1 pseudogene is annotated in these 1,068 nt (G+C 45.1%); it reads left to right on the forward strand.

From position 1 onward, the window contains the following. Positions 1 to 1,068 (forward strand): annotated as a pseudogene (locus tag BTO21_RS11900) (arginine decarboxylase); the annotation flags it as partial.

The following is a 1,068-nucleotide window of genomic DNA, read 5'->3' on the forward strand; positions in this document are numbered from 1 at the left end:
GATCCTAACGGGCGCACGTCCAATCTACATGGTACCTAGCCGTAACTGTTACGGTATCATCGGTCCGATCAGCAAAGTTCAAATGAGCAAAGAAGGCATCGCGCTTAAAGCTAAAAATGCGGGCATTCCTTTCAACGCTGATGAGAAAAAAGCCAGCTACGCTGTAGTAACTAACTGTACTTACGACGGTTTATGTTACCACTCAGAAGTGACTGAAGCGCTACTAGGCGAAAGCTCTAGCCGTATTCACATGGATGAAGCATGGTTTGGTTACGCACGTTTTAACCCTATCTACCAGGGTCACTACGCAATGCGTGGCGATGCTAAAGACCACACAGGTCCAACAGTATTTGCAACTCACTCAACGCACAAGTTATTGAATGCATTGTCTCAAGCATCATACATTCACGTACGTAACGGTGAAAACGCGATTAACTTCGATCGTTTCAACCAAGCTTACATGATGCACACTTCAACATCGCCACTATACGCAATCTGTGCGTCTAACGATGTTGCTGCGAACATGATGAAAGGCGAAAGTGGTCTGTCGCTAACTAACGAAGTTAACCGCGAAGCGATCATCTTCCGTCAGAACATGCGTCAACTATTCAACGATTACACGGCTGAAAACGATTGGTTCTTCAAGCCTTGGAACGCTGAAACTGTTACAGAAATGAACGGTGACAAGGTTAAGTTTGAAGATGCTTCTGTTGAGTCACTAATGACTATCCAACAGAACTGGAAACTGACTCCTGGCGACAAGTGGCACGGCTTTGACGAAATCGACAATGACTGGTGTATGCTTGATCCAATCAAAGTTAGCTTGCTAACTCCGGGTCTTGACGACAACGGTAACTTCCTAGAAACAGGTGTTCCAGCAGCACTTGTAACTGCATACCTAGGTCGTTTCGGTATCGTACCAACACGTACAACTGACTTCCAAGTAATGTTCCTATTCTCAATGGGTATTACTAAAGGTAAGCGTGACACCTTGATCAACACCTTGTTGTCATTCAAGCGTCACTACGATGCAAACGCAGATATCGAAACATTACTGCCTGAGCTAGT

Origin of the sequence: Photobacterium phosphoreum (assembly GCF_002954725.1) — a bacterium.
GTDB classification, from domain to species: domain Bacteria; phylum Pseudomonadota; class Gammaproteobacteria; order Enterobacterales; family Vibrionaceae; genus Photobacterium; species Photobacterium phosphoreum.